15 protein-coding genes are annotated in these 20,462 nt (G+C 72.3%); 10 read left to right on the top strand and 5 right to left on the bottom strand.

The genetic code is table 11. The features are described from left to right. Positions 1-2: 2 nt before the first annotated feature. The gene (locus QF030_RS18620) at positions 3-1,076 is read right to left on the bottom strand and encodes an energy-coupling factor ABC transporter permease (RefSeq protein WP_307163803.1); all 1,074 of its coding nucleotides are present in this window, start codon (positions 1,074-1,076) and stop codon (positions 3-5) included. 218 nt (positions 1,077-1,294) lie between these two features. Between QF030_RS18620 and QF030_RS18615 the strand changes: the two genes are divergently transcribed. Next, positions 1,295-1,651: an SsgA family sporulation/cell division regulator gene (locus QF030_RS18615; protein ID WP_307163802.1), complete on the top strand. Its 357-nt coding sequence runs from the start codon at positions 1,295-1,297 to the stop codon at positions 1,649-1,651. A 20-nt stretch (positions 1,652-1,671) separates the two neighbouring features. Here the strand turns inward: QF030_RS18615 and QF030_RS18610 are convergent, their stop codons facing one another. The 4 genes from QF030_RS18610 to QF030_RS18595 form a co-directional block, all read right to left on the bottom strand. Next, complete coding sequence (locus QF030_RS18610) at positions 1,672-3,351, bottom strand: penicillin-binding transpeptidase domain-containing protein (protein ID WP_307163801.1); 1,680 nt, start codon at positions 3,349-3,351, stop codon at positions 1,672-1,674. Between the two features lie 142 nt (positions 3,352-3,493). Next, positions 3,494-5,131, bottom strand: coding sequence for a penicillin-binding transpeptidase domain-containing protein (locus tag QF030_RS18605; protein WP_307163800.1), 1,638 nt, complete (start codon positions 5,129-5,131; stop codon positions 3,494-3,496). Positions 5,132-5,404: 273 nt separating this feature from the next. Next, the gene (locus QF030_RS18600; protein ID WP_307163799.1) at positions 5,405-6,580 is read right to left on the bottom strand and encodes a N(5)-(carboxyethyl)ornithine synthase; all 1,176 of its coding nucleotides are present in this window, start codon (positions 6,578-6,580) and stop codon (positions 5,405-5,407) included. A gap of 275 nt (positions 6,581-6,855) precedes the next feature. Then, positions 6,856-8,607 (bottom strand): dolichyl-phosphate-mannose--protein mannosyltransferase, encoded by a 1,752-nt coding sequence (locus QF030_RS18595; RefSeq protein WP_307163798.1) that lies wholly within the window; start codon positions 8,605-8,607, stop codon positions 6,856-6,858. Between the two features lie 62 nt (positions 8,608-8,669). Between QF030_RS18595 and rsmI the strand changes: the two genes are divergently transcribed. The 9 genes from rsmI (at position 8,670) to QF030_RS18550 (ending at position 20,404) form a co-directional block, all read left to right on the top strand. Next, positions 8,670-9,530, top strand: coding sequence for a 16S rRNA (cytidine(1402)-2'-O)-methyltransferase (gene rsmI, locus QF030_RS18590; RefSeq protein ID WP_307163797.1), 861 nt, complete (start codon positions 8,670-8,672; stop codon positions 9,528-9,530). A gap of 284 nt (positions 9,531-9,814) precedes the next feature. Beyond that, positions 9,815-10,222 (top strand): hypothetical protein, encoded by a 408-nt coding sequence (locus QF030_RS18585; protein WP_307163796.1) that lies wholly within the window; start codon positions 9,815-9,817, stop codon positions 10,220-10,222. A gap of 89 nt (positions 10,223-10,311) precedes the next feature. Beyond that, on the top strand, positions 10,312-11,202 hold the full coding sequence (locus QF030_RS18580; protein ID WP_307163795.1) for a TatD family hydrolase: 891 nt from the start codon (positions 10,312-10,314) through the stop codon (positions 11,200-11,202). A gap of 115 nt (positions 11,203-11,317) precedes the next feature. Further along, positions 11,318-12,802, top strand: a complete 1,485-nt coding sequence (locus QF030_RS18575; protein WP_307163794.1) for a resuscitation-promoting factor — start codon at positions 11,318-11,320, stop codon at positions 12,800-12,802. A 47-nt stretch (positions 12,803-12,849) separates the two neighbouring features. Next, positions 12,850-13,737, top strand: coding sequence for a 16S rRNA (adenine(1518)-N(6)/adenine(1519)-N(6))-dimethyltransferase RsmA (gene rsmA / locus QF030_RS18570; protein WP_307163793.1), 888 nt, complete (start codon positions 12,850-12,852; stop codon positions 13,735-13,737). Between the two features lie 158 nt (positions 13,738-13,895). Then, a complete protein-coding gene (locus tag QF030_RS18565) occupies positions 13,896-14,801 on the top strand; it encodes a 4-(cytidine 5'-diphospho)-2-C-methyl-D-erythritol kinase (protein ID WP_307163792.1) in 906 nt (301 codons plus the stop codon). Positions 14,802-14,932: 131 nt separating this feature from the next. Further along, a complete protein-coding gene (locus tag QF030_RS18560; protein ID WP_307163791.1) occupies positions 14,933-16,354 on the top strand; it encodes a HEAT repeat domain-containing protein in 1,422 nt (473 codons plus the stop codon). A 232-nt stretch (positions 16,355-16,586) separates the two neighbouring features. Beyond that, on the top strand, positions 16,587-18,395 hold the full coding sequence (locus QF030_RS18555) for an ABC-F family ATP-binding cassette domain-containing protein (RefSeq protein WP_307163790.1): 1,809 nt from the start codon (positions 16,587-16,589) through the stop codon (positions 18,393-18,395). Positions 18,396-18,586: 191 nt separating this feature from the next. Continuing rightward, the gene (locus QF030_RS18550) at positions 18,587-20,404 is read left to right on the top strand and encodes an outer membrane protein assembly factor BamB family protein (protein ID WP_307163789.1); all 1,818 of its coding nucleotides are present in this window, start codon (positions 18,587-18,589) and stop codon (positions 20,402-20,404) included. Positions 20,405-20,462: the final 58 nt, after the last annotated feature.

The following is a 20,462-nucleotide window of genomic DNA, read 5'->3' as shown; positions in this document are numbered from 1 at the left end:
CGTCAGACGTTCTCGACGGCCGTCGGCGACACGTCGCCGCCCGTGCGGCGCCTGCGCACCGCCCAGAACACCGCGCTGCCCGCGACGACGGTCGTGCCGACGCCGATCACGCCGGCGAGGCCGCCGGACAGCCGGGCGTTCGTCACGTCCTTGACGCCGTAGTCGGCGAGCGGGGAGTCGGCGGACGCGTGTTCCTCGGCCTTCTTGTCGATCCCCTTGTCGGCGGCGACCTTCTCCAGGCCGTCGGGGTTCGCGGAGGCGTAGAAGCTGACGAAGCCGGCCAGGACGAGGGAGGTGACGAGGCCCGTCACCCACAGCGTGCGGCGAGAGGTGCGCGCCGCCACGGGCGCCGTCCGCGCGCCGGCCGGCGTCTCGTCGGCCGCCGGAGCGTCGACGAGTTCACCGTGCACCCGCAGCTGAAGCGTCTGCCGCAGATCGCGCGCGCCGTGGACGAGATCCGGCCGTACGGCGACGACGGCACCCACGGTCAGCGCGGTGATCACGGCCTCGCCGATGCCGATCAGCACATGCACGCCGATCATCGCGGTCGCCACCTTGCCGATCGACACGTCGGTGGTGCCGCCGATCCAGTAGATGAACGTGAAGGCGACGGCGGCGGCGGGCACGGACAGGACGGCGGCGACGAACGACGCGACGGTGATGGACCGGCGGCCCCGCGGCAGCACCTTCACCAGGCCGCGGAAGACGGCGTACGCCACGACGGTCGTCACGATCGCCATGTCGGTGATGTTCACGCCGAGTGCGGTCAGACCGCCGTCGGCGAAGAGGATGCCCTGCATCAGCAGGACCACGGACACGCACAGGACCCCGGTGTAGGGGCCCACGAGTATCGCGGCGAGAGCGCCGCCGAGCAGATGGCCGCTGGTCCCCGCCGCGACGGGGAAGTTCAGCATCTGCACGGCGAAGATGAACGCGGCCACCAGGCCGGCCAGCGGCGCGGTCCGGTCGTCGAGCTCGCGCCGCGCGCCGCGCAGGCTCACGGCGATCGCGCCGGCGGCGACGACTCCGGTCACGGCTGAGGTCGGGGCGTTGATGAATCCGTCGGGTACGTGCACCCGACGATGATAATGGCTTAATGCGAACGGTTCGCAAGAGCGCACGGCTTGTCTCTCCGGCCGGGCGGCAGATCTGTAGAGGCCTGTGCCGACCCCGTTCATCCCACAAGTGAGATATACGCCTGCGCGGATGAGCGCAATCCGCAAAATATGCGACATTGGAAGGGGAGTGGACGCACAGCTTCCGCACAGGTCACGCTGCGTGAGAGGGTCGGCCGATGTCCGTAGTCGAACAGTACGCGCGAGCCCACATCGTCACCGACGCCGACCAGGCCGAGGAAGAAGGCACGGCCGCACCCGTAGTGCTGCGGTACGACCCGCACGACCCCCGGTCGGTCCGTGTCGGGCTGCCCGACCGGCGCGAGTGGACGTTCTCCCGCACCCTCCTCGAACAGGGGCTGCGCGCCCCCAGCGGTACCGGCGAGGTACGGGTGTGGCCGTGCGGGCGCGTCCAGACCGTCGTCGAGTTCCACTCCCCGCACGGCGTCTCCGTCGTGCAGTTCGAGTCGAAGACGCTGCTGCGGTTCCTGCGCCGGACCTACATGGCCACGGTGCAGCAGACCGTCACGCACTAGCCGGCCCGGCCCCGGCGTTCTCAGCCGCCGAGGCGCAGCAGCGCCGCCACGATCGGTCCGGCCGTGTCGCCGCCGTGGCCGCCCGCCTGGACGACGCCGGCGGCCGCCAGGTCGCCGCGGTAGGCGGTGAACCAGCCGTTGGGCTTCTCCTGGTTGTCGACCTCGGCCGAGCCCGTCTTGGCGCCGTAGTCGGGGCCCAGACCGGACATCGCCTCCGCTGCGGTGCCGGCCGCGGCGGTGTAGTTCATCAGCTCCCGCAGTTGCGACAGCGTGGACGACGACATCGTGCGCGAGGCCGTCGCCAGCGTGCGGTCGTCCACGGACGGGGCGACCAGATACGGCTGGTGGAAGGCGCCCGCCTTCACGGTGGAGGCGACCGACGCCATGTTGAGCGGGTTCATCCGGACCCCGCCCTGGCCGATCAGCGACGCCGCCATCTGGGCCGCCGACTGCACCGGCACCGAGCCGTCGAAGGACGGGACGCCGATCGCCCAGTTGTTCATCGACAGACCGAAGACCTGCTGCGCCTGCTTGGTCAGGCTGTCGTTGTCCAGCTCCGGCGCCTGGCTGATGAAGGCGGTGTTGCAGGAGCGCGCGAAGCTCGCCTTGAAGGTGCCGCCGGTGATCTGGAAGTCGTCGTCGTTGTGGAACTTCCAGCCGCCGTAGGTGAACGTCTTCGGACAGGGGTGCACCTTGTCCGCCGACGCCAGGTCCTTCTCGAGGAGGAGGGACGAGGTGATGACCTTCATCGTGGAGCCGGGCGCGAGCGAGCCGTTGAACGCGGTGTTGAAGCCGTGGCTCGCGTTGGCCACCGCGAGGATCTCGCCCGTGGAGGGGCGCATCACGACGACCGACGACCGCGGGGTCTTCGCCACCTGCTGCTCGGCGGCCGCCTGGAGGGTCGGGCTCAGCGTGGTCCTCACGGTGCCGGGAGTGCCCTTGCTGAGCTCCAGCAGCGTCTTGTCGGAGGCCTTCTTCGCCTTCGACGCCTTGCCGCGGACGACCTGGAGCTCCACGCCGGCCTTGCCGCCCGCCTTCTTGCCGTACTTTTCCCGCAGCCCGTCCAGGACCGGCTCGAGCGAGGGGTACTCGGCGACGGTGAGTTCGCCGCCCGCACTGTCGACGGCCTTGACCGGCGGGGTGCCGGACTCGCCGGTGACGAGCGTGTCGCCGTCCTGGAGGTCCGGATGGACGACGGACGCGTGCCAGTCGACCTGCGCCTTGCCGTTGGTGGGGTTGCGGACGACGGTGAGGGCACTGCGGTACGTGAGCGCCTTGCTGACGCCCTTGTACTTCACCGTGCCCTTCACGGAGAACGGGACCTTGGCGCCGCTGGGCCTGCCCGCGGTGAGGGTGACGCCCGTGACATGGGCGTCCTTGGTGTAGCCGGTCAGCAGGGCGGTGGCGGCCGCGGAGTCGTCCGTGGCGGCGGCCGCTGCGGACACCTCGCCCTGCTGCCAGGCGGTCAGGAACCGGGTGGCGGTGGTCTTCGCCTCGGTCGCGGACGGCGCGTCGGCCCTGACGCGCGGCACCTGCGTGCCGTTGACCGCCGCCGCGGCACCCTCGTCGGCCGCCGCTCCGCCGCCGTACAGGGCGTAGACGCCGATGCCCGCCCCGCCGACCACGACGGCGATCATGCCGCCGGCCACGGCGGGCCGTCGCTTCCTGCGCCGCTCTTCGACACGCCTTCGCTTGCCCACTGCCAGATCCTCCGGATCCCCAGGGGCTTCCCCCCAGCCCCGCTGCCCTCGTTGCCCTCACTGACCCCAACGACGGCTACCACCCTAGGGTCCCGTCCTGTGAGGTGACGTCACCTGTGACGTCACCCACCGTCCCGTCGGCTCATCCCGCCCGCAGCACGTCCACGACGATCGGGCCGGACGCGTCGACGCCGTGACCGCCGTCCTGGGTCATCGCGGCGGCCGCGACATCACCCCGGTATCCGGTGAACCAGCTGTCGGACCTGCTCTGCCCGTCGACCTCGGCGGAACCGGTCTTCGCGCCGATCCGGCCGCTCAGCCCGGCCATCACCTCGGCCGCGGTGCCGCTGGTAGCGGTGCGGTTCATCATGGAGCGCAGTTGCTGCACGGTGCTCGACGACAGGCCACGCGCGCGTGCCGGTTCCCGGCCGTCGAGGCTGAGCGGCACGATCACCGGCTGCCGGAAGGCGCCCGTCATCGCGGTCGCCGTGACCGACGCCATGTTCAGCGGGTTCATCTGGACCTGGCCCTGGCCGATCAGGCCGGCCGCGGTGTCCGGGCCGCCGGCCGCCGGGACGGAGCCGTCGAAGGACGGGATCCCGGTCTGCCAGTCGAGGCCGATCCCGAAGCGGTCCCGGGCCTCGTTCGTCAGCGAGTCGGCCTTCACCTCGTCCGCGAACTTCACGAACGCCGTGTTGCAGGAGCGGGCGAAGCTCTCGGCGAGGGTCGCCTTCTCGTTCGGCTTCATGCCGGTGATGTTGTGGAAGGTCTGGCTCTCGGAGACGGCCGAGGGCGGACAGGGCGCGGGACCGTTCGCCGTGGTCAGCCCGTTGTCGATGAGGGTGGCCGCGCTGACGATCTTCATGGTGGAGCCGGGCGCCACCTCTCCGAGGAACGCGGCGTTCCAGCCGTCCGTCCGGTTGTTGGCGACCGCCAGCACCTCACCGGTGCTCGGCTTGACGGCCACGACCGACGACTGGTTGTACTTGTTCACCGCCTTCTCCGCGGCCGCCTGCACGTCCGCGCTGAGAGTGGTGGGCACCTTGCCCGCCTTGCCCTCGGCGAGGGTCAGCAGCGGGGTGTCGGCGGTGTCCTGGGTGGCGTGTCTGATCGCCAGCTCGACGCCGGCCGTCCCCCCGGCCTTGTTCCCGTACTTGGCGCGCAGCTGGTCCAGGATCGGCCCCAGCGAGGGGTACTTCTCCTTGGTGAGCACCTTGCCGTCACGGTCCACGGCCTCGATCGACGGCGCCGCCGACGAGCCCGTGACCAGCGTGTCGTCCATGGACTTCAGCTCGGGGTGGACGACCGAGGGCTCCCAGTCGACCAGCGCCTTACCGGTGGTGACGCCCCGTACGACGGTCAGCTCGCTCTTGTAGGAGAGGGGTTTGGACTTCCCCTCGTACGACACCGTGGCCTTGACGGTGAAGGGCACGCTGTCGCCCACCGCCGCGCCCGGCGTGATCTTCACGCCGGTGATGTGCGCCGACTGGCCGTAGGAGGTCAGCAGGGGCTCGGCCTTCGCCGCGTTGTTGGTGAGAGCGGCGGCCGCCACGGGCTGTCCCTTCTCCCAGGCGGCGAAGAACTCGGTGCTCGTGTCCTTCACCTCGGACCCGCTGGGCGGCCCGGTCTTCACGGCCACCGGCTCGCTGCCCCCCGGGCCGCCGGACCCGCTCCCGCCCCCGTTCAGCGCGTTCACGATGTTGAAGGCCCCGTACCCGGCCCCGCCCACCATGACCGCGAAGACCGAGCCGACGACCGCTGCCTTGGCCCCCTTGCGCATGCCCACGCCCTCCCCGTTGTTCCCGTCCGTGTCCCCGCGGGCGCTTTCTGAACGCGTTCAGAAAAATCCCCTCAGGCTCACAGTAAGCGGAAAGCGTGGTGGGAGGGGCGAGAGTTTCCGCAATCGTTAGACCCATGTATCCGGCCGCATACGTGAACGCCGGTCGCCGACCGGGACCGCGGTGCGCTCGCGCAGGACGCCGGAATCCGCTGGCGCAGGACGCCGGAAGCGGCCGGCGTCCGCGTGATCCGGTCCGGGAGGACCCCTGCCGGACTAGAGCTCCGAGCCGCCCGACGCGGCCGCCGGCGCCTCGAGAAGGTGGGGATACGCGGCTGCCCGGTGCTGGAAGGAGAGGATCTTCGGGTTCTGGACGACGCCGTCGCGGATCTCGATGGCCTTGCCGACCGTGACGTCGGCGTCCCAGGCCGCCGGGCCGCTCATCACCTTCCGCAGGTAGGGAAGGAGCGCCTCGCTGATCTCCCAGGTGGCGGAGTTCCACAGGTGGGACGGGCTGTGGTCGACCGCGTAGTAGTGACAGCCCGACCCCACCGTGGGCATCGGATCGCCGAAGGTCGTCGGGCGGGCCCATTCGAAGCCCATGCCCTCGTCGCAGGCGACGTCGACGAAGAAGGTCCCCGGACGGAACAGGGGGAGTTCCCGGTCCGTGACGAACATGAGCGGCGCGTCGGTGTCCTGGAGGACGCAGTTGACGATGATGTCGAACCCGGCCAGGTACTCCGCCATCGGCATGGAACCGGCCGCGGTGACGGCCCGCAGGCTCGACGGATCGTCCTCCTGCTCCTCGAAGTGGGCCATCACGACCGAGGGCATCGGCGAGGCGACCGCCGCGGCGGCCCGCTGGGTGAGCACCGTGACGTCGGTGACGCCCATGGCGCCCAGGCCCGTGACCGCTCCGCGCGCCGTGGCGCCGAAGCTGATGACCACCGCGCGCAGGCGGCGCCCGTAGCTGCCGGTCAGCCCGCCGAGCTGGAGGGCGTGCAGGACCGAGCAGTAGCCGGCGAGCTCGTTGTTCTTGTGGAACACGTGGACGCTGAAGGCGCCGGTGGAGGTCCAGTGGTTCATGGCCTCCCAGGCGATCAGGGTCAGCCGTCGGTCGATGCCGATCTGGGTCATCTTCTCGTCCTGCACGCAGTGCGGCCATCCCCACAGGATCTGACCCTCGCGCAGCTCGGCGATGTCGTCGTGCGTCGGTTTGGGCAGCAGCACGATGTCGGACTCGGCGATGAGCTGCTCGCGGGAGCGCAGCCCGGCCACGAGTGGTCGCAGCGCGTCGTCGGCCACGCCGAAGCGCTCGCCGTAGCCCTGTTCGAGGAAGATCCGCGCGCGTACGTCCGGGGCGATCCGGTCGAGGTGGCGGGGGTGCAGCGGTAGACGGAACTCGTTCTCCTTGCGGGAGGAGGCGAGTACTCCGAGACTCATCAGGCTCATGTGGGGCGGCTCTTCTCCGGCCGGGCACGATGTGCTCCGGCATTGCCGTTCCCCGAGGGCGACGCCGAAACGGATGACGGCGTGCGAAGTGCGCTCGGTACCGCCACCGTACTCTCGACCCGGCCCCGGACGGACCGCCGTCCGTCCCGGGGAGAAGGTCCCGCCCGCCCGCCCCTCGCCGCCGGAACCGGCCGGACCTCCGCCGAAGGCCGGCGACGACCGAGGGGGAGCGGCGATCTGCCGCTCCCCCTCGGGACGTCGGTACGTCTGCCGGGCTACACCCAGGTGTCCAGCCACATCCGCGATCGCCAGTCGTCGATCGGGATCGCCTGGCCGGTGTACAGGGGCCAGAAGTAGATGAAGTTCCAGGCGATGAGCAGGACGAGGACGCCCGCGCCGGTGGCGCCCGCCACGCGGCGGGTGTCGCCGGCGCCCGGTGGCCCGACGAGCGCGCCGATCATCATCGCCACCGCCAGGCACAGGAAGGGCAGGAAGACGACGGCGTAGAAGAGGAAGATCGTGCGTTCCTGGTACATGAACCACGGCAGGTAGCCGGCCGCGATGCCGCAGACGATCGCGCCGGCCCGCCAGTCGCGGCGGAAGAGCCAGCGCCACAGGACGTAGGCGATCGCGAAGCAGGCCGCCCACCACAGCAGCGGGGTGCCGATGGCCAGGACCTCGCGGGCGCACTTCTCGCCCGCGTCCGTCGGGCAGCCGTCCCGGCCCGGCGTGGGGGACTCGTAGAAGTACGAGACCGGGCGGCCGAGGACGAGCCAGCTCCACGGGTTGGACTGGTACGTGTGCGGCGACGTGAGGTGGGTGTGGAACTCGTAGACCTCGTGCTCGTAGTGCCACAGGCTGCGCCACCAGTCGGGGAACAGCCAGGTCCAGCTGCCGCCCTTGCCGTCGGTGGCCGCCCAGTTGCGGTAGTAACCGCCCTTGCCGTCGGTGGCGGACAGGATCCAGCCCGTCCACGAGACCAGGTAGGTGACCAGCGCGACCGGGACCGTGGCCAGGAACGCGAGGCCCGTGTCGCGCTTCAGGACCGCCAGGTACGGGCGGCGGGCGCCCGCAACCCTGCGCGAGCCGACGTCCCACAACACGGCCATCAGGCAGAACGCGACCAGGATGTACAGGCCGTTCCACTTGGTGCCGATGGCCAGGCCCAGCATCAGGCCCGCGCCCCAGCGCCAGGGGCGCCATCCCATGCGGGTGCTCTCCGCGATGTGCGGGTCGGGGCGGTGGCGGCCGTCCACGTCGGGCGGGAGCGCGGCGGCGAGTTTCTCGCGCGCCTTGTCACGGTCGACCACCAGGCAGCCGAACGCCGCCAGCACGAAGAACATCAGCACGCCGTCGAGCAGCGCGGTGCGGCTCATCACGAACGCGAGCCCGTCGACCGCCATCAGCGCGCCCGCCAGGCAGCCCAGGAACGTGGAGCGGAAGATCCGGCGACCGATGCGGCACAGCAGCAGGACGCTGAGCGTGCCGAGCACCGCCGTCATGAACCGCCAGCCGAACGGGTCGAACCCGAAGATCAGTTCGCCCAGCCCGATCACGTACTTGCCGACCGGTGGATGCACCACGTACGCCGCGTCCGCCGGGATCGTGACGTGTCCGCCGGAGGAGAGGATGACGTCGTTGGCGTTCTTGTCCCAGTTGACCTCGAACCCGCGGTGGACGACCGCCCACGCGTCCTTGGCGTAGTACGTCTCGTCGAATATCACCGCCTTGGGGCTGCCCAGATGCCAGAACCGGAGCACCCCCGCCAGCAGCGTGACCAGCAGCGGACCGCCCCAGGACGACCGGCGCGCGATGCGGTCCGCCCACACGGGCGGGAGGCCGAGCGCCTGCCACAACCGGGGGCTGGGCTGCGCGAACGGCGGCACCAGCCGGTCCCGGACGTCGGCGGACGGCTCCGCCGTGTATCCGAAACGGCGCAGCCGTTGCTGCCACGACGGCCGCTGGTCGGGCGGCGCCTGGCCCTGCCGGTAGTCCGTGGAGTCCATGGAGGACGCGGTACTGGTCACCGCGCCATCGTAGGGAACAGGTCTGTGTGAGTCCCGTGCACCGGCCCTGCGAGGATGGAAACGTGACAGCTACGCCCGGAATCCTCGTTCTCGCCGGTACTCCCATCGGTGACGTCTCCGACGCCCCGCCCCGTCTCGCCGAGGAGCTGACCGGCGCCGACGTGATCGCCGCAGAGGACACGCGCCGGCTGCGGCGGCTGACCCAGGCGCTGGGGGTGACGCCCAAGGGGCGTGTCGTGTCCTACTTCGAGGGCAACGAGTCCGCCCGCACGCCCGAGCTGGTCGCGGACCTGGTGGGCGGCGCGCGCGTGCTGCTCGTCACCGACGCCGGGATGCCGTCGGTCTCCGACCCCGGGTACCGGCTGGTCGCCGCCGCCGTCGAGCAGGACATCCGGGTCACCGCCGTCCCCGGCCCGTCCGCGGTGCTCACCGCGCTGGCCCTGTCCGGGCTGCCCGTCGACCGGTTCTGCTTCGAGGGGTTCCTGCCGAGGAAGGCGGGGGAGCGGCTGTCGCGGCTGCGGGAGGTCGCGCAGGAGCGCAGGACCCTCGTGTATTTCGAGGCCCCGCACCGGCTCGACGACACCCTCGCCGCGATGGCCGAGGTGTTCGGCGCGGACCGGCGGGCCGCCGTGTGCCGGGAGCTGACCAAGACCTACGAAGAGGTCAAGCGCGGCCCGCTCGGCGACCTGGCGCAGTGGGCGGCCGAGGGCGTGCGGGGCGAGATCACCGTCGTCGTCACCGGGGCGCCCGAGCGAGGACCCGAGGAGCTCGACGCCACGGAGCTGGTGCGGCGGGTGCGGGTGCGCGAGGAGGCGGGCGAACGCCGTAAGGAGGCCATCGCTGCGGTGGCGGCGGAGGCGGGGCTGCCGAAGCGCGAGGTGTTCGACGCGGTGGTGGCGGTGAAGAACGCCGGGGGCCTGTGACGTTCGTCGGCGGTGCAGAACGCCGGGGGCCTGTGACGGGTGTCGGCGCGGCTGTTCTGTGACGGGTGTCGCCGGGTGTTTGTGAAGGGACTCACACCCCCTCTGAGCAGGGCGCATGTCGTCTGAGCGTGCGCCCCATGGGCGGGCAAAGGGCGCCGGGCGTTGTGGCAAGGGACGCCCAAATCGGCTTCAACAGTGCACAGGTCGAGTGCATTCGCTCCGGGCGGGGCGTCCACTGGGTGACGGGGCTTCAGGAGTCCCACCGGCGGACCACGGGAGCGGTCATGAGTGAGATCACAGGGCAGACCGGCCTCCGCGGCGGCGCGAGCGCCGTCGTCAACGAGTCGTACTCCTTCGCCTGCATGCGCTGCGGACACGGCTGGGAGCAGGCCTACGAGATAGAGCACCACACGAACGCCGACGGTCACGAGTTCGTCCTCTACGTGGCGGACGGGCGGATCGTGCCGTCGCCGCTGAGCCGCCCCGCCTGCCAGAACTGCGACGGGCACGTCGTGCGCATCATGCGGGCGGGACAGGTCTCGTCGGTGCAGAACGCGTCCCGCCCGCGCAGCGTGCCCACGGCGGCCGCCCCGGTGCGGACGGCGACCGAGGAGCGGGCCGGGGACCGGCCTGCCGAGCACCACCACTGGCATCTCTCCGACCTGCTGCATCCGTTCCGCAAGGCCGGCTGAGGGCCGGGTCCGGCCGCGGGCCCTTCGGGGGCCGCTCGCGCGGTTCCCCGGGCCCTTCGGCGCGGCAGGTCCTTCCGTAGGATCAGGGCATGCCTTCGAACGCCGACAAGAGCGCCGACAAGAACGCCGCGCCGCCGCTTCCGGCCCCCCTCGGGGTGCCGGTCGCCGACTCCCACACCCACCTCGACATGCAGTCGGGCACGGTGGAGGAGGCCCTCGCGAAAGCCGCGTCGGTCGGGGTGACGACGGTCGTCCAGGTCGGCTGCGACGTACGGGGCTCCCGGTGGGCGGCCGAGACGGCGGCGGCCCACGGCAGTGTGCACGCCGCGGTCGCCCTGCACCCGAACGAGGCGCCGCGCATCGTGCACGGAGACCCCGACGGCTGGTCCCGTCAGGGCGCGCGGACGCCGGGCGGCGCCGGGGCGCTCGACGAGGCGCTCGCCGAGATCGACCGCCTCGCCGCGCTTCCGCACGTCAAGGGCGTCGGGGAGACGGGGCTCGACCACTTCCGCACCGGCCCCGAGGGCAAGGAAGCGCAGGAGCACTCCTTCCGCGCCCACATCGAGATGGCCAAGCGGCACGGCAAGGCCCTGGTCATCCACGACCGTGACGCCCACGCCGACGTGCTGCGCGTCCTGAAGGAGGAGGGCGCCCCCGAGCGCACCGTCTTCCACTGCTACTCCGGCGACGCCGAGATGGCCGAGATCTGCGCCCGTGCCGGGTACTTCATGTCCTTCGCCGGCAACGTCACCTTCAAGAACGCCCAGAACCTCCGGGACGCCGTCGCCGTGGCCCCGCTGGAGCTGCTCCTGGTGGAGACCGACGCCCCGTTCCTGACCCCGGCGCCCTACCGCGGACGGCCCAACGCCCCCTACCTGATCCCGGTCACGGTGCGCGCGATGGCCGCCGTACGGGACATCGACGAGGACACCCTGGCCACCGCCCTGGCCGCCAACACCGCACGCGCGTTCGGCTATTGAGCACGTCCGACACCCGTCGAACACAACTCTCGGTAGCCGCGCCACTTTGGAGAGTGACCGTCGCTCCGCTAGGTTCTGGGGGGCCCGATCCGGACCCCTCCCCTGGAGTGTCGGCGTGAGCAACTCGCAGTACTTCGAGTACGAGCCGTACGGCGGAGGCGGGTCGTACGTCGACCTGCACAACGCCGAGACGATCGCGTACGGCGTGTACGCGGCGCCCGGGACGTACGACGACACCTACCGGCCCGCGTACGAGACGTACGAGCCGCCGCCCCCGCCCCCCGAGACCCTTCAGCTCCCCGAGCCGGTCCACTTCGCCGAGCCGGTCCAGCTCCCCGGGACCGCCCCGTACGCCGAGACCGGCCGGCTCCCCGGGACCGCCGGGTACGCCGAGACCGGCCGGTTCACCGGCCAGGCGGCGCCCCGGCTGTCGCCGCTGCCGCGGCAGGACGCGGGGGAGGAGGGGCGGGCCGCGCGCCGCCGCAGGACACGCTCCGCCGAGCGCCCGGAGTCCACGATCCGCCGACTGGTCCCGCAGGCGCTCGTCGTCGCCTTCCTGGCCGGCGGCACCACCGCCTTCGTCGCCGAGGACAAGGCGGTCGAGCTGACCGTCGACGGCAAGCCGCGCACGCTGCACACCTTCGCCGACGAGGTGAGCGAACTCCTGGCGGAGGAAGGCGTGCGGGTGGGCGCGCACGACGTGGTGGCGCCCGCCGTCGGCACCGCCCTCAGCAGCGGAGACGAGATCGAGGTGCACTACGGGCGGCCCGTCCGGCTCACCCTGGACGGACACCGGCACGAGGTGTGGACGACGGCGCACACCGTGCAGGAGGCACTCCAGCAACTCGGGGTGCGCGCGGAGGGCGCGTACATGTCCGTCCCGCGCTCCCAGCCGATCGGCCGCGCGGGGCTCGCGCTGGACGTACGCACCGAACGCTCGGTCACGGTCATGGCGGACGGCCGGGCCCGCACCATCCGCACCAACGCGGCGACGGTGCGCGAGGCGGTGGCGGCGGCCGGGATCACCCTGCACGGCCAGGACACCACGTCCGTCGCGCCCGGCAGCTTCCCGCGCGACGGCCAGACGGTCACCGTGCTGCGGATCACCGGCACCAAGGAGGTGCGGGAGGAGGCGATCCCGTTCGACGTGCACCGTACCGAGGACTCCTCCCTGTTCAAGGGCACGGAGGTGGTGGAGCGGACCGGCCGGCCCGGCCTGCGCCGGATCACGTACTCCCTGCGCACCGTGAACGGCGTACGGCAGACACCGCGGCGGATCCGCGACGAGATCGTGCGCGAACCGCGCGATCAGGTGGTGAAGGTCGGGACGAAGCCGCTGCCGGCCTCCGTGCGGGGCGCCGACGGCCTGGACTGGCAGGGCCTCGCGGTCTGTGAGTCGGGCGGCCGGCCGAACGCGGTCGACCCCTCGGGCACGTACGGCGGGCTGTACCAGTTCGACACCCGTACCTGGCAGAGCCTCGGCGGCAGCGGCCGGCCCCAGGACGCCCCGGCGGCGGAACAGACGCTCCGCGCGAAGAAGCTGTACGTGCGACGCGGGGCCAGTCCCTGGCCGCACTGCGGGACACGGCTGCACGGGTGAGAGGTGCGGCGGCGGACGGTGTCCGTGCGCCCCCGTACCCTTGTCCCGTGAGTACCAGCCCCGCCCCCGACGCCCTCCTGGGCCCCGCCGACATCCGTGAGCTGGCGGCGGTCCTCGGCGTGCGTCCCACCAAGCAGCGCGGCCAGAACTTCGTGATCGACGCGAACACGGTCCGCCGTATCGTCCGCACCGCGGAGGTCCGGCCCGACGACGTGGTCGTCGAGGTCGGCCCCGGGCTCGGCTCCCTCACCCTGGCGTTGCTGGAGACCGCCGACCGGGTCACGGCCGTCGAGATCGACGACGTCCTGGCCGGCGCCCTCCCCGCGACGATCGCGGCGCGCATGCCGGAGCGCGCGGAGCGCTTCGCACTGGTGCACCGGGACGCGATGCAGGTGACCGAACTGCCCGGCCCCGCCCCGACCGCGCTGGTCGCGAACCTGCCGTACAACGTGGCCGTGCCCGTGCTGCTGCACATGCTGGAGACCTTCCCGAGCATCGAGCGCACCCTCGTCATGGTCCAGTCGGAGGTCGCCGACCGGCTCGCCGCCGGGCCCGGCTCGAAGGTGTACGGCGTGCCGTCCGTCAAGGCCAACTGGTACGCCGAGGTCAAGCGGGCAGGCGCCATCGGACGCAAGGTCTTCTGGCCCGCGCCGAACGTGGACAGCGGGCTGGTGTCGCTGGTGCGGCGGGCCGAGCCGATCAGGACCACGGCGTCGCGGCGCGAGGTGTTCGCCGTCGTCGACGCGGCGTTCGCCCAGCGGCGCAAGACCCTTCGGGCCGCGCTCGCCGGATGGGCGGGCTCCGCGGCGCGGGCGGAGGAGGCACTCGTGGCGGCCGGCGTCTCGCCGCAGGCGCGCGGCGAGGCCCTCACGGTCGAGGAGTTCGCCCGCATCGCCGAGCAGAAGCTACCCGAGCAGGCCGAGCAGGCCGAGTAGTCAGAGCGGTCCGGGTGGTCGGAGCCTTCGGAGCAGCCCGGGGTGGTCCGAGCCGTCCGAGCCGTCACAGCCATCCGCGCGCGTCCGGGCCGTCCGACCGGGCCGAGCAGTCCCAGCAGTCCCTCCCAGCAGTCCGAGCAGTCCGAGGAGTGTTCCGAGTGAGTGTCACCGTGCGGGTGCCCGCCAAGGTCAACGTGCAGCTCGCGGTGGGCGCCGCCCGCGCGGACGGCTTCCACGACCTGGCGAACGTCTTCCTCGCCGTCGGCCTGTACGACGAGGTCACGGTGACCCCGGCCGACGGACTCCGCGTCACCTGCGCGGGCCCGGACGCCGGCCAGGTCCCCCTGGACCGCACGAACCTGGCGGCGCGGGCCGCGATCGCGCTGGCCGAGCGGTACGGCCGTACGCCCGACGTGCACCTCCACATCGCCAAGGACATTCCCGTCGCCGGGGGCATGGCGGGCGGCAGCGCCGACGGCGCGGGCGCGCTGCTGGCCTGCGACGCGCTGTGGGGCACCGGCGCCACCCGTGACGAACTCCTCGAAATCTGCGCCGGGTTGGGCAGCGATGTGCCGTTCAGTCTGGTCGGCGGGGCGGCCCTGGGCACCGGACGCGGCGAGAAGCTGACCGCCCTGGAGGTCGGCGGCACGTTCCACTGGGTGTTCGCGATGGCCGAACGGGGGCTGTCGACCCCGTCGGTGTTCCGGGAGTTCGACCGGTTGGCGGAGGGCCGGGACATCCCCGGGCCGGTGGCCTCCCAGCCCCTCCTCGACGCCCTCGCCGAGGGTGACCCGGACGCCCTCGCGGCCGGTGTCTCCAACGACCTCCAGGCCGCCGCGCTTTCGCTGTTCCCCGAACTCGCCGACGCCCTCGCCGCCGGGCGCGCGGCCGGCGCCCTCGCCGCCCTCGTCTCGGGCTCGGGCCCGACCACCGCCTTCCTCGCCCGCGACACCGCCGCCGCGGCGGAGATCGCCCAGGCACTGCGCACCTCGGGCACCTGCCGGAGCGTGCGGGTGGCGTCGGGACCGGCGCCGGGGGCGACGGTGGTCGGCGACCGGCCGTAGCCCGGCTGCCGGCTCGTCGTCGGCTGCCGGTTCGTCATCCGGTCGGCGGCCCGTAATTCGGCTGCCCCGGGCCCCCGCGCCCCTTAGGCTCCCCCGGCCGGTTCCATCGGGACGCCGGGGGCGGGAGAGGCATGCGCAGGGGGACGGCGGAGCTGGTCGCGGCAGTTCGGCGGGGGGACGTCGAAGCCGTTCGCAGCCTGCTCGACGGAGTGGACGACGCGAACGCCTGCGACCCGGCCGACGGCGTTCCGCTGCTCTGCGTGGCCGTGGCGGCGTACGACGAACCGGTCGCCGAGGCATTGATCGGAGCCGGTGCCGATCCGCTGCTCCCGCTGACCGGGGTGCCGGGCGGGGACCCCGGGCTGCCGGGAGGGGACACCGCGCTGACCCGGGCGGTGGACGGCGGCTGCTCCTGGATGACCGGCGCGCTGCTGCCGGAACTCGTGCGCCCCGACGCCGACGCGCGCGCCGACCTGCTGGCCCGTGCGCGGTACTGGGCCGGGGCGGACCCCGAGACCGAGCTGCGGCGCCGGACGGGAGCGACCGGGCCGGTCGAGCGGGGGCGGGTGCGCAACGAGTCCTGGTCCTCCCGTTACGACCGGTACACGCTCGGCGGGCAGACCGTGTGGGACGGCCACGCCGGCGTCCTCACCCGGCTCGAGGAGCGCTTCCGGATCCGTACGCCGTTCGACGAACTGCTCGCGCGTGCTTTCACCCGCCCGGACCGGGACCACGGCGTCTGGTCCGACGTGGTGGTCCTCCTCGCCGCCCGGCTGGACGCCGGGAGCTGGGCGGCCGCCGAGGCGCTGCGCGATCACCCGGACCGGCTGCACCGGCTCTTCGCCGCGGACGTGCTGCGCTGTCTGGTCATCGGGTTCGGGGAATTCCGCATGCAGCCGTCGGACGTGGTCCACAAGCCCGCGTCCGAGGTGTTCCTCGCCTGGGCCCGCGAGGAACGCGATCCCGAGGTGCTCGCCCTGGTGCTGTCCGGGCTGAGCGAGGGCGGGGAGGCGGCCGACCGGGCCGCGGAGTGCGAGGCCGTCGGCCTCTCGTACGCCGGCCATCCCGATCCTCGCGTCCGTGAGGAGGTGCCCGACCTGCTGCGATACGGACCCACGCCCGTGCCTCCCGAGAGGTTGGCGACCGTCTACGCGCTGGCACGCGATCCCGATCCCGCCGTGCGCGTGCGGGCGGCGGCCTGGCTGGGGCGCTGCCGCGCGGAGGCGCCCGGCATCACCGACGTGCTCGCCGGACTCGGCGACGACGAACTGCGCGAGACCCGGGTGCACGCCGCCTGGGGGCTCGCGCTGCGCGGTGACCCGCGCTGTGTGGAGGCCGAGCGCCGGCTGCTGCCCCTGGACCCCGACGGCTGGCCGGACGGCAACCTCATGCGGGCGATGTGGCGGTACGAGGAAGGCGTGCGTGACGGCGGGCCGCAAGGGCCGCTCGACGGGGCGCTCGACGGGGCGCGCGACGGGGCGCACGCCGGTGGTGTGCAACCGGCCGCCGCCGAAGACGCGGCGGCGTCCGACGGCCGGGACCGGGGGGAGTGAGCGCTCGCGGACGCGCTGGGGGCGGCCGGCGTGCACGGCGCCCACGAGCCTGCCTCGCGCACTCCGTACGCCCGTAGCCCGGTCCCGGGGGACAGGTTTTCCGGACCCCTGGTTGCGGCCAGTGCGGACCGCGTCCCGCGACTCCGCCGTCCGGGGCCCCGGACGGGCTGGATGGCGTCGCTCGCCGCCGGATTACCCTGGAGGGTCGAGCATCCCCCGTGGCAGGAGAGAAATGGCCGTCAATCTGGTCAATGTCGAGAACGTCAGCAAGGTGTACGGGACCCGTGCGCTCCTCGACGGCATCTCGCTCGGCGTGTCCGAAGGGGACCGGATCGGCGTCGTCGGCCGCAACGGCGACGGGAAGACCACGTTGATCCGCATGCTCGCCAAGCTGGAGGAGGCGGACTCCGGCCGGGTCACGCACTCCGGCGGGACCCGGCTGGGCGTGCTCACCCAGCACGACTCGCTCGACTCCACCGCGACCGTCCGGCACGAGGTCATCCGGGACATGGAGGACCACGAGTGGGCCGGCAACGCCAAGGTCCGTGACGTGCTCACCGGACTCTTCGGCGGGCTCGACCTGCCCGGCTTCCCGCAGGGCCTGGACACCGTCATCGGCCCGCTCTCCGGCGGTGAGCGCCGCCGTATCGCGCTCGCCAAGCTGCTGATCGAGGAGCAGGACCTCGTCGTCCTGGACGAGCCGACCAACCATCTCGACGTCGAGGGCATCTCCTGGCTGGCCCGGCACCTGCGCGAGCGCCGCTCCGCGCTCGTCTGCGTCACCCACGACCGCTGGTTCCTCGACCAGGTCTGCACCCGCATGTGGGACGTGCAGCGCGGCGCCGTCCACGAGTACGAGGGCGGCTACTCCGACTACGTCTTCGCGCGCGCGGAGCGCGAGCGCATCGCCGCGACCGAGGAGACCAAGCGGCAGAACCTGGTCCGCAAGGAGCTCGCCTGGCTGCGCCGCGGCGCCCCCGCGCGGACGTCCAAGCCGCGGTTCCGCGTCGAGGCCGCCAACGAGCTCATCGCGGACGTGCCGCCGCCCCGCGACAGCAGCGAGCTGATGAAGTTCGCGTCCTCCCGCCTCGGCAGGACCGTCTTCGACCTCGAGGACGTCACCGTCCAGGCCGGGCCCAAGGTGCTGCTCAAGCACATCACCTGGCACCTCGGCCCCGGCGACCGCATCGGCCTCGTCGGCGTCAACGGTGCCGGCAAGACCTCCCTGCTGCGGGCCCTGGCCGAGGCCGCCCGCACCGAGGGCGAGGTGCAGCCCGCGGCCGGCCGGGTCGTCGTCGGCAAAACCGTCAAGCTCGCCTACCTCTCCCAGGAGGTCGGCGAACTCGACCCCGGGCTGCGGGTCCTGGAGGCCGTGCAGCAGGTGCGGGAGCGCGTCGACCTCGGCAAGGGCCGCGAGATGACCGCCGGGCAGCTGTGCGAGACGTTCGGCTTCAACAAGGACAAGCAGTGGACGCCGGTCGGGGACCTGTCGGGCGGTGAGCGCCGCCGCCTGCAGATCCTGCGCCTGCTCATGGCCGAGCCCAACGTCCTCTTCCTCGACGAGCCCACCAACGACCTCGACATCGAGACCCTCACCCAGCTCGAGGACCTCCTCGACGGCTGGCCCGGCTCGATGATCGTCATCTCCCACGACCGGTTCTTCGTCGAGCGGACCACGGACCGGGTCTTCGCCCTCCTCGGCGACGCCGCCCTGCGGATGCTCCCGCGCGGCATCGACGAGTACATCGAGCGCCGGCAGCGCATGGAGGAGACGGCGGCCGCCTCGGCCCCGTCGGCCGCCGCCACGAAGCCCGCGCCCGAGAGGAGCGCCGCCGACCAGCGCGCCGCCAAGAAGGAACTCCAGAAGATCGAGCGGCAGTTGGACAAGGTCTCCGAGAAGGAGTCCAAGCTGCACGCCCAGATCGCCGACAACGCCACCGACTTCGAGAAGGTCGCCGAACTCGACGCCGAACTGCGGAGGTTGGCGGGCGAGCGCGAGGAACTGGAGCTGCGGTGGCTGGAACTCGCCGAGGACGCGTGAAGGGTGCGTGAAGGCGCATAACGACGGCATCACGGGCCGGTCCTCCCTTGGGAACAGGGGTGGACGGGCCCCGGGAGCCGTCCGTCACGGGTGATAGAAAGAGCCGTCTGAGAACTTTCTGAAGACGGCTCCGGGCGCGTAACTGACCTGGGGGCGTGGCTGGAAACCAGTGACATGGGGGGAAAACGCTGATGGCTACGCCGCCGAATCAGCCGCCGCAGCAGGGCGGTTTCGGAGCACCGCAGGACCAGCCGCAACAGCCACAGGCGCCGCAGGGCGGCTTCGGCGCGCCCCAGGTGCCGCCGCAGCCGCCACAGGGCCCGCCCGCCCAGCCGCCGCAGCCGGGCTACGGCTATCCGCAGCAGCCCGGCCCGTACGGGCAGCCGCAGCAGGCGACCCCCTACGGTCAGCCGCCGCAACCCGGCCCGTACGGGCAGCCGCAGCAGGCGGGCCCCTACGCCCAGCCGGGACCGTACGGTCAGCAGGGCGGGCCCTACGGCCAGCAGCCCGGTTACGGCTATCCGCAGCCGCCCCAGTTCCCCGGCGCGCCCGGTGCTCCCGGTACCCCGCCCGGCGGACGCAACCCCTTCAAGGGGCGGCCCGCGCTGGTGGTGGGGGCCGCGGTGGCGGCCCTGCTGGTGATCGGCGGGACGGTGTTCGCGGTCACCGACGGCGACGACGAGGGCGGCAAGAAGCCGGTCGCCGGTCCGAGCGACGACGGCAAGGCCACGTCGAGCGGCGCACCGGTCAACCCCGGTGACGGCAGCGGCGACGGCGGCGCGGACACCGAGGACTTCAACGCGGACCGCAAGGCCGGCGAGGCGAAGGTGCTCTGGTACAAGGAGGCGCCCGACGCCCCCGCCTCCGGCGCCGACGCCCCCGGCATGTGGGTCACCTCCAAGACGGCCGTGAAGGCCGCGTACAAGGAGGTCGTCGCGTACGACGTCGGCGACGGCAAGCCCACCTGGGACACCGTCGCCCTGCCGCAGAAGATCTGCGCGGTCACCCCGCAGAAGACGGCGGACGACAAGGTCGTCGTGGCGTACATGAGCGGCACCAGCGACCGCGCCAAGTGCAACCAGCTCCAGCAGATCGACCTGAGCACCGGCGCCAAGGGCTGGACGGGCGTGGTCGCGGACGGCGCGCTGTTCGACAGCGCCATCGACATCGAGCTGTCGCTGGCCGGCAACACGCTGATGGTGGGCCGCTCGCAGTCCGGCACGGCGTACGACGTCCGTACCGGCAAGAAGCTGTACGACAAGCAGAAGTACGGCGACTCCTGCTTCCCGACGGCGTTCGCGGGCGGGGCCCGGCTGATCGCGGTGGCGTCCTGCGACGCGACCGGGACCACCGAGCACGACGAGCTCCAGGAGCTGGATCCGGCGACCGGCAAGGTCAGATGGACCCAGAAGTTCGACAAGGGCTGGTCGGTCGCGAAGACGTACTCCGTCGACCCGCTGGTGGTGTACAGCACCAACAAGGACAAGAACACCTGGAACATCGCGACGTTCAAGCCGGACGGCAGCTACCGCTCGCAGGTCGGCTTCGACGAGGACTTCGCGCCCGAGTGCGACTCCGGCTTCCTCCAGCGCAACCTCACGGGCTGCGCGGGCACGGCATCCGACGCGAACACGCTCTACCTGCCGACCGAGTCGACCACCGGTCCCAACGAGATCGTGGCGATCGACCTCTCCACCGGCAAGGAGAAGTGGCGCGTGAAGTCGCCGACCGACGAGGCGATGCTCCCGGTGAAGGTCGAGGGCGGCAACCTCGTGGCGTACGTGGAGCCGTCGTACGACGCGGCCGGCCGGGTGGTCGCCGTCCCGGCGGCCGGGACCGCCCACACGCCGACGACGCTGATGCAGCTGCCCGCGAGCACGGCCGAGCTCGAGGACGGCTTCTACTCGCGTGACCTCGCCTGGGTCGACGGGCGCTTCTACATCTCCACCACCCGGCTGACGGGCAACGACGACACGAAGGAGAAGCTGATGCTCGCCTACGGCAAGTGAGGCGACCCACCGCCTTCTCCGCCCCGCCGACGTACCCGCCCGTCCGCCCGACTTCCGA

It is taken from the genome of Streptomyces rishiriensis (assembly GCF_030815485.1).
GTDB classification, from domain to species: Bacteria; Actinomycetota; Actinomycetes; order Streptomycetales; family Streptomycetaceae; genus Streptomyces; species Streptomyces rishiriensis_A.
The sequence above is the reverse complement of the archived record's forward strand: the minus strand, read 5'-3'. Positions and strand labels throughout refer to the sequence as shown.